Here is an 8,342-nt window from a genome sequence, read left to right on the forward strand (position 1 = left end):
CTCGCTTCGCCTTGTCGAGGAGGGCAGACTGGTGGTACATTCCGATTTGATGACCTTCTCAAAACGCGATTGATGAACGATGTCGATGGCCTCCTGCAATCATCTCCGTCGAGCGTCCTGGATCGCCGTCGTTGCGATCTTTGGGATGTTTTGCGCGATGGACGGGGCCTCGGCCTGCTCGAATCGCACCGATCCGGCCTCAAAGGTTGCCGGCTCCTGCCGGATGGACCGTGAGCCCGGGGGTTGTGGCTGCTGCTCGGGTCCTGGCTCCACGGCCGAGACGATCCCTGCCCGATCCGCAACGAGCCTTCCTTCGGCCTTCCCTTCGCCTCGCCTCCCGCTCGTCGATTCCTGCGAATCGTGTGTTTGCCGGGCCGGAGAGTCGTCCCCTCCCGCTTCCCGATCAGAATCGCGTCCCGTCGAAGAACGCCCGAGTAGCTCGACCCTGCCCCTCTCGCTGATCGCCGCCATTCTCTCGGGGGATCGCCCCGGTGCGGCCTCATGCTCGGCCCCCTCCGACGCCGCCGGGTTCCCTCGCGTGCCGATCTACCTGCGCACGCTCCACCTCCTGAATTAACCGAGGGACCGGTCCGCGCCGGTCGCTCGCAAGTGGGATGCCTCAATCGGGGTTGATCCCCCGATCGGTGCTTCAGGATCGGCCTGGTCGCTCCCCGGCCCGATTGCATCTCCCGACCGCCCTCGGCGCCACTCCGGGAGAGGCCGGGGATGAGCACGACCACGCAACCCATTACCGGTCGGCCCGGTTGGCCCGGCCGGGGCCCCTCGCTGTGTGTTTGAGCCCCGCACGAGGGGTCCCCGAGTCGTGTCAACCGGGTCGACCGGCAATGGGCCGCCCTGGGGCTGTCCCGATCCTCCCGCATCAAAAGGGTCTGTCATGACGCTCCGACGGAAAATCGCCCACGATGCCCCGTTCTGTTTCGATGCTTCGATGCTTGGCCCGACTGATCAGACGTCTGGCCGGGCGAGCCGGAGGTGACCCATGTCTGACCACGTCTCCAGACCCGAGCCCTCGGCCGATCACGCCGCTCGGACCACGACCACGTCCGTGCCGTCGAGCCCTTCGCAGCCTCAGATTCAATCCCAACGGTCAGGCTGGGCCACCCGGATGGCCGGTGCTCTGGTGACGACCGTCGCCGTACTGGCGGCCCTCGGCATCGGCATCGGCATCGGCCGTTTCCTCCTGGCTCCCGAGGGAACTGGCGACGGACCGACCGCGACGACGTCGGCAGGAGGAACGGCGACGGCCTGGACCTGCTCAATGCACCCTCAGATCCGACAGCCGAACCCCGGCGACTGTCCCCTCTGTGGCATGGACTTGATCCCCTCCTCAAACGAAGGTGGCGAGGAGGCCGAGGGCCTCCGCGAAGTCTCCATCAGCCGAGAAGCCCGAGAGCTGCTCGACCTGAAGGTCGAGCCCGTCGCTCGCCGGTACGTGACGGCGACCGTCCGCATGGTCGGCAAGGTCGATTACGACGAGACCCGGCTCGGCTACATCACTGCCTGGGTCCCCGGCCGGCTCGATCGGTTGTTCGTCGACTACACCGGGGTTGAGGTTCAGGAAGGGGACCATCTGGTCTCCATTTACAGCCCAGAGCTGTACTCCGCCCAGGCCGAGCTGATCCGGGCCCGACAGGCCACTGAGCAGCGCCGCACGTCATCGGGCGTGCTTGGGGCCGAGCGGCTGCTCGAGTCGGCCCGCGAGAAGCTCCGCCTCTGGGGCCTGACCGAGCCGCAGATCCAGGAGATCGAGGCCCAGCAGGAGCCCTCAGACCACCTGACGATCTACGCGCCGATGTCCGGCATCGTCATTCAGAAGAACCTCCAGGAAGGGGCCTACGTCGACACGGGCACCCGCATCTACACAATCTCCGACCTGTCCCTTCTCTGGGTGAAGCTCGACGCCTACGAATCAGACCTCCCGTGGCTCCGCTACGGACAGGAGGTCGAGTTCACCACCGAGGCCTATCCGGGGGAGATCTTCACCGGCACCATCGCCTTCATCGACCCGGTCCTCAACGCCGAGACCCGCACGGTGAAGGTCAGGGTCAACGTGCCGAACCCAAGCGGTAAGCTCAAGCCCGATATGTTCATCCGAGCCATCGTTCGCGCCCAGGTGGCAACGGCCGGGCGGGTGATGGACTCGGCTCTGGTGGGCAAGTGGATCTGCCGGATGCATCCGGGTGTGGTGAAGGAGACCGCCAACGACTGCGACGTCTGCGGCATGCCCCTGGTCCGGACCGAGACGCTCGGCTACGTCTCGGCCGCGGCCGCGGCCGACGAGTCGGCCGAGCCTCTTGTGGTCCCCGCCTCGGCCGTTCTGAAAACCGGCACCCGGGCGGTCGTCTACGTCGAGCGGCCCGACGCCGACAGGCCAACCTACGAGGGCCGCGAGATCGTCCTCGGCCCCCGAGCCGGCGACTCCTACATCGTCCGGGCCGGCCTGGAGGAAGGAGAGCGAGTCGTCACTCAGGGGAACTTCAAGCTCGACAGCGCCCTTCAAATCGCCGCGAAGCCAAGCATGATGAACCCCGAAGGAGCGATGGCCGATGCCGGCTCGGACGGCTCTGGGGATCGGCCGGCGCTGCCCCCCTCCGTCGCCGGGCAGCTCGGCCGGGTCCTCTCGGCCGCTGGTGAGGCCGCCGCCGCAATGGACTCCGGCGACCGCCAGGCGATCCGAGCCGCCCTGCAAGCCGTCGAGCAGGCGGTTGCCGGGGTCGATGCCGAAAAACTCGATGGGCACGCCGCCTTGCTCTGGAAAGAACTGGCAATGCGCCTCCGCAACGACGCCGTCGAGGGCCGTTGGGCCGCCAGCGACCGCCGGATTCGAGACGCCGTCGGGCAATTGATGACCGACATCGGGCGCCTCCGCGACCGCTTCGGCGTGACCGACGACCCCGGCACGCTGCTGGCCAACGGCCCGTTCGATGTCTCCAACACCTTCCGGGAGCAGCTTACCGGCCTCTGGGACGCTTACCAGAACGCCCAGCAAGCCCTGGCCGGCGACGATCCCGACCGCGCCCGATCGGCGGTCGATCAGGCCGAAGAGGCCCTCTCGGCAATCGACATGACCTTGCTGGAGGGGGAAGCGCACGACGCCTGGATGACCGCCCGAGGCGAGCTGCTCTCGGCAATCGAGCACCTCCAGGAGGCCAGCGAACTTGAGACGCTCCGATCGGGCTTCAAGTCGTGGTCCGAAACCATGCCGCCCGTCGTCTCGTCCTTCGGGTTGCCGGAATCCGTTGGGCCGATCTCTCAGCACTTCTGCTCAATGGCCTTCGACAACAAAGGTGCCGCCTGGCTCCAGGCCGATGGAGCGGTGCGGAATCCTTACTTCGGCGCGACGATGTTGACCTGCGCCACCGACACCTCCTTGATCTGGGACGGCCCTCCGGCCGACACCGATCCGGTCCGCCCCCGGCCGGTCGAGGTGCCCCCCGCGTTCCGAGACCAACTGAAGGCGCTTTGGAACGCCTATCTTCAGGCCCAGGAGACCCTGGCTTCAGACGACCCGGCGCGAGCCGGCGAGGCGGCCGTGGCACTCGAACGGGCCTTGGCCGGAATCGATGCCTCGGCGATCGACGGCGAGGCCCGAGAGATCTGGGATCGCGAGCAAGCCAACTTGCGGACGGCCATCGATCGGATGACCAGCGCGGCCGGAATCGAGCCGATGCGGGCCGGCTTCGCCCTCCTGTCCGAGGAGATGCCGGTCATCCTTGAGACCTTCGCCCCTGAGATCGGCGGGGACGTTTACCGGATGCACTGCCCGATGGCCTTCGACGGCCGAGGCGCCGCCTGGCTCCAGGCCGGCGAGCAGCCCCGCAACCCCTACTACGGGGCGACCATGCTCCGCTGCGTCGACGAGGTACAGCGGGTCGCCCTCGGCGAATCGGCCCGGGATTCCGGAGAGGAACACGACCATGACTGATCCTCGGCAACACGCCCCCCCGCAGTCAGCCCCCCGCGTGTCGGTCCTCGACCGGATCATCCGCTTCTGCCTCGAGAACAAGCTCGTCGTCGTCCTGGTCGTCATCGCCGTGACGGCCTGGGGAGCAATGGTCGCCCCCTTCGACTGGGATCTCGGCGGCCTGCCGCGCGACCCGGTGCCGACCGACGCGATCCCCGACATCGGCGAGAACCAGCAGATCGTCTTCACCGAGTGGATGGGCCGATCGCCGCAGGACGTCGAGGACCAGATCACCTATCCGCTGACGGTCAACCTGCTGGGCATCCCCGGTGTCAAAACGATCCGCAGCTACTCGTTCTTCGGCTTCTCATCGATCTACATCATCTTTGATGAGGAGATCGAGTTCTACTGGTCCCGAAGCCGGGTGCTGGAGAAGCTCAATAGCCTGCCTGCCGGCACGCTGCCCGAGGACGTGCAGCCGGCCCTCGGCCCCGACGCAACCGCCCTGGGTCAGATCTTCTGGTACACGCTCGAAGGCCGAGACCCCGACGGCAACCCCGCCGGCGGCTGGGATCGCAATGAGCTGCGCACCGTCCAGGACTGGTACGTCCGCTACGCCTTGCAGGCAGCCGAGGGGATCAGCGAGGTCGCCTCCGTCGGCGGGTTCGTCCAGGAGTACCAGATCGACGTCGACCCCGACGCGATGCGAGCCTACCGGGTGACGCTCGATCAGATCTTCAACGCCGTGCGGATGTCCAACGTCGACGTCGGCGCCCGGACAATCGAGGTGAACAAGGTCGAGTACGTCATCCGAGGGCTCGGCTTCCTGGAGTCGGTCGAAGATATCGAGGGGTCGGTGATCTCACAGACCGAGAACGTCCCGGTCCGCGTGAAGGACGTGGCGACGGTCTCCCTCGGACCGGCCCTCCGCCGAGGGGCGCTGGACAAGGCCGGGGCCGAGGCCGTCGGCGGTGTGGTCGTGGTCCGTTACGGGTACAACCCGCTGGCGGCGATCAAGAACATCAAGGCGAAGATCGCCGAGATTGCCCCGGGCCTGCCGACCACCGCTAACGTCGACTTCAACCAGATCGACCGCGCCTCTGTCGAGTCCTTCGCCGCCGGGCACGGCTTCAAGGCATTCTCCGACGGCGGCGGCCTGAACGATCAGGAGTGGCTGGCCTGGCTCCGAGGGACCCCCCGCGACGACTGGCCCGCGTGGGTGACGACCAGCCAGGTCACGGTCGTCCCCTTCTACGACCGCGCCGGCCTGATCTCCGAGACGCTGGGCACACTGAGCACGGCCCTGGTCGAGGAGATCCTGGTCACGATCATCGTCGTGATCGTGATGGTCATGCACCTGCGCAGTTCCTTCCTGATCAGCGTGTTGCTGCCGCTGGCCGTCCTGATGTGCTTCATCGCCATGAAGACCTTCGGGGTCGATGCCAATGTGGTGGCCCTCTCCGGCATCGCCATCGCCATCGGCACAATGGTGGATATGGGCATCATCATCTGCGAGAACATCCTCAAGCACCTCGACGAGGCTGATCCCGACGAACCCCGCCTGGAAGTCATTTACCGGGCCTCCAGCGAGGTGGCCTCGGCGGTCTTGACAGCCGTCTCGACAACGGTCATCAGCTTCCTGCCCGTGTTCACCATGATCGGCGCCGAGGGAAAGCTGTTCCGGCCACTGGCATTCACGAAGACGTTTGCGTTGATCGCCTCGGTGATCGTCGCCCTGACGATCATCCCCCCGGCGGCCCATGTCCTGTTCACCGGGCGGGGCGGGGCGGGCAAGCTCAAGGGTCTACTCTCGGTCGGTCTGATCGTGGCTGGCGGGATCGTCGGCGTCACGATGGCGTGGTGGGCCGGGGCAATCCTCGCGGGCCTGGGAGCGTACCGGCTCGTTGAGCCGGCGCTGCCCCAGTGGTCGCGCCGGGCGGCCATCTACGCGTCCAATGCCCTGGCCGTGGCGGTCGTGGGAGTCGTGCTGACGCGGCACTGGGAGCCGCTGGGCGTGGAGCAGGGTTTCACCCGCAACCTCGCCTTCGTGGCGACACTTATCGGCGGGCTCCTCGGCGCCTTCGTGCTGTTCCAGAGAGTCGTTTACCGGCCTTTGCTGCGTTGGTGCCTCGATCACAAGCTGCTCTTCCTCTCGGTACCGATGACGGTCGTCCTGCTCGGCGCCTCGGCCTGGCTCGGGTTCGACCGGGTCTTCGGGGTAGTCCCCTGGTCCGTTGGCAAGCTCGGCGGTGATCCGCAGGCGGTCCGCCTCTCGAAGCCCTGGGTCACCATGGCCCACACCTTCCCCGGCCTGGGCAAGGAGTTCATGCCCGACCTGGACGAGGGTTCCTACCTCTGGATGCCCACGACCATGCCTCACGCCTCCATTGGCGAGGCGCTCGACGTGCTCCAGCTCCAGGACATGGCCATCAACGCCATTCCCGAAGTCGATCTCGTCGTCGGCAAGCTCGGCCGCGTGGAGAGCCCGCTCGACCCGGCGCCGATCTCCATGATCGAAACAATCATCACCTACAAGTCCGAGTACATCACCGACGAGTCCGGCCATCGGCTCAACTTCCGCTATGACGAGAAGGCCGGCGACTTTGTCCGGGACGATCGGGGCGAGCTGATCCCCGACCCCTCCGGCCGTCCGTTTCGCCAGTGGCGCGACGAGATCCGAACCACAGACGACATCTGGCAGGCGATCGTCGACGCTGCCACCATCCCCGGCACCACCTCCGCCCCCAAGCTCCAGCCAATCGCCGCCCGGATCGTCATGCTCCAGAGCGGCATGAGGGCACCGATGGGCCTGAAGGTGCGCGGCCCGGACCTCGAAACGATCGAGCGGGTCGCCCTGGAGCTGGAGGGCCTGCTCAAGCAGGTCCCCAGCGTCGAGCCGTCAGCCGTCGTCGCCGACCGCGTCGTGGGCAAGCCTTACCTGGAGATCGACATCGACCGCGACGCCATTGCCCGCCACGGCCTGATGATCCGGCAGGTCCAGGACGTGATCGAGGTCGCCATCGGCGGCAAGCGGATCACGACCACTGTCGAGGGACGCGAGCGCTACCCGGTGCGCGTCCGCTACCTGAGGGAACTCCGCGACCAGATCGAGACGCTCGGCCGCATTCTAGTCCCTGCCCCCGATGGCACCCAGATCCCGCTGGAGCAGCTGGCCGAGATCCGCTACGTCCGGGGGCCCCAGGCAATCAAGAGCGAGGACACGTTCCTTGTTGCCTACGTCCTGCTCGACAAGAAACCCGGCTATGCCGAGGTCGACGTCGTCGAGGACTGCCAGGCCTTCCTGCGGGAGCGGATCGACTCGGGCGAGTTCGTTCTGCCGGCCGGGGTCAGCTACCGGTTCTCCGGAAGCTATGAGAACCAGATCCGGGCGCAGAAGACGCTGTCGGTCGTCCTCCCGCTGGCGTTGTTCCTGATCTTCCTGATCCTGTACTTCCAGTTCAAACAGGTGCCGACAACCCTCCTTGTGTTCTCGGGGATCATCGTTGCCTGGGCGGGCGGATTCCTGATGATCTGGGCCTATGGCCAGGACTGGTTCCTGGATTTCGACCTGTTCGGTGTGAACATGCGAGCGCTCTTCCAGGTCCATACGATCAACCTGAGCGTGGCGATCTGGGTCGGTTTTCTGGCACTCTTCGGCATTGCCTCGGACGACGGAGTGGTCATCACCACCTACCTCGACCAGAGCTTCGGCTCGGCCCGGATCGAGACGGTCGAGGACGCGAGGGCGGCGACGATCGAGGCCGGAATGCGTCGGGTGCGACCGTGCCTGATGACGACGGCGACGACCATCCTCGCCCTGATCCCGGTGCTCACATCCACCGGCCGAGGGTCCGACATCATGGTCCCCATGGCCATCCCCAGCTTCGGCGGCATGCTCATCGAGGTGATGACGATGCTCGTCGTGCCAGTCGTCTACTGCGCCATCAAGGAAGTCAAGCTCCGGGCCGGCATCCGCGATGCGCTGTTCGGCCTTCCCGTAGATAGCATGTAGGCCAGGGAGCCGTTCGGAGGAAAGACTTGAGTAGGTGACACGCTCCTCCTACTCCGGAATACCGGCCATGTCGAACACCAAGGCGCGGAAGCTCACCGTCGTGCGGAAGCCCAACGAACCGCTCCGCCTCGAGGAGGGCGAGGCGGTGCACGTGGGCGTCGATGTCCACAAGGCGTCCTACAGCGTTGCCCTCTTCAGCGACGGCCGCGGGCTGATCGCCACCTGGGTCCAGCCCGCCCGGCTCGAGGTCCTCCTCGAGCGGCTGCGCCCGCTCCGGGAGGAGATCGCCCAGGTCGTCTACGAAGTGGGGCCCACCGGCTTCGCCCTGGCCCGCCGACTCCGCGCCGAGGGCTTCGAGGCGGAGGTCATCGCCCCCTCGAAGCTCCTGGCCCCGGTCGGCCCGGA

General features: G+C 66.6%; 3 protein-coding genes and 1 pseudogene. All 4 read left to right on the top strand.

Translation table 11 applies throughout. The features are described from left to right. Window positions 1–79 precede the first annotated feature (79 nt). Complete coding sequence (locus HG800_RS25670; RefSeq protein ID WP_169981024.1) at window positions 80–577, top strand: hypothetical protein; 498 nt, start codon at window positions 80–82, stop codon at window positions 575–577. A gap of 423 nt (window positions 578–1,000) precedes the next feature. After that, complete coding sequence (locus HG800_RS25675) at window positions 1,001–3,946, top strand: efflux RND transporter periplasmic adaptor subunit (RefSeq protein WP_169981025.1); 2,946 nt, start codon at window positions 1,001–1,003, stop codon at window positions 3,944–3,946. Further along, window positions 3,939–7,937 carry an efflux RND transporter permease subunit gene (locus HG800_RS25680; RefSeq protein WP_169981026.1) on the top strand — a complete coding sequence of 1,333 codons (3,999 nt, stop codon included), beginning with the start codon at window positions 3,939–3,941 and terminating at the stop codon, window positions 7,935–7,937. Before HG800_RS25675 ends, HG800_RS25680 begins: the two co-directional genes overlap by 8 nt. Before the next feature lie 34 nt (window positions 7,938–7,971). After that, window positions 7,972–8,342: pseudogene (locus HG800_RS25685) on the top strand (hypothetical protein); the annotation flags it as partial.

The sequence above is a fragment of the Tautonia rosea genome (genome assembly GCF_012958305.1).
GTDB lineage: Bacteria > Planctomycetota > Planctomycetia > Isosphaerales > Isosphaeraceae > Tautonia > Tautonia rosea.

What these genes read in the sequence shown, in the direction of transcription:
- HG800_RS25670 (WP_169981024.1), top strand. Translation starts at nt 80, where the DNA reads ATGTCGATGGCCTCCTGCAATCATCTCCGTCGAGCGTCCTGGATCGCC.
- HG800_RS25675 (WP_169981025.1), top strand. Translation starts at nt 1,001, where the DNA reads ATGTCTGACCACGTCTCCAGACCCGAGCCCTCGGCCGATCACGCCGCT.
- HG800_RS25680 (WP_169981026.1), top strand. Translation starts at nt 3,939, where the DNA reads ATGACTGATCCTCGGCAACACGCCCCCCCGCAGTCAGCCCCCCGCGTG.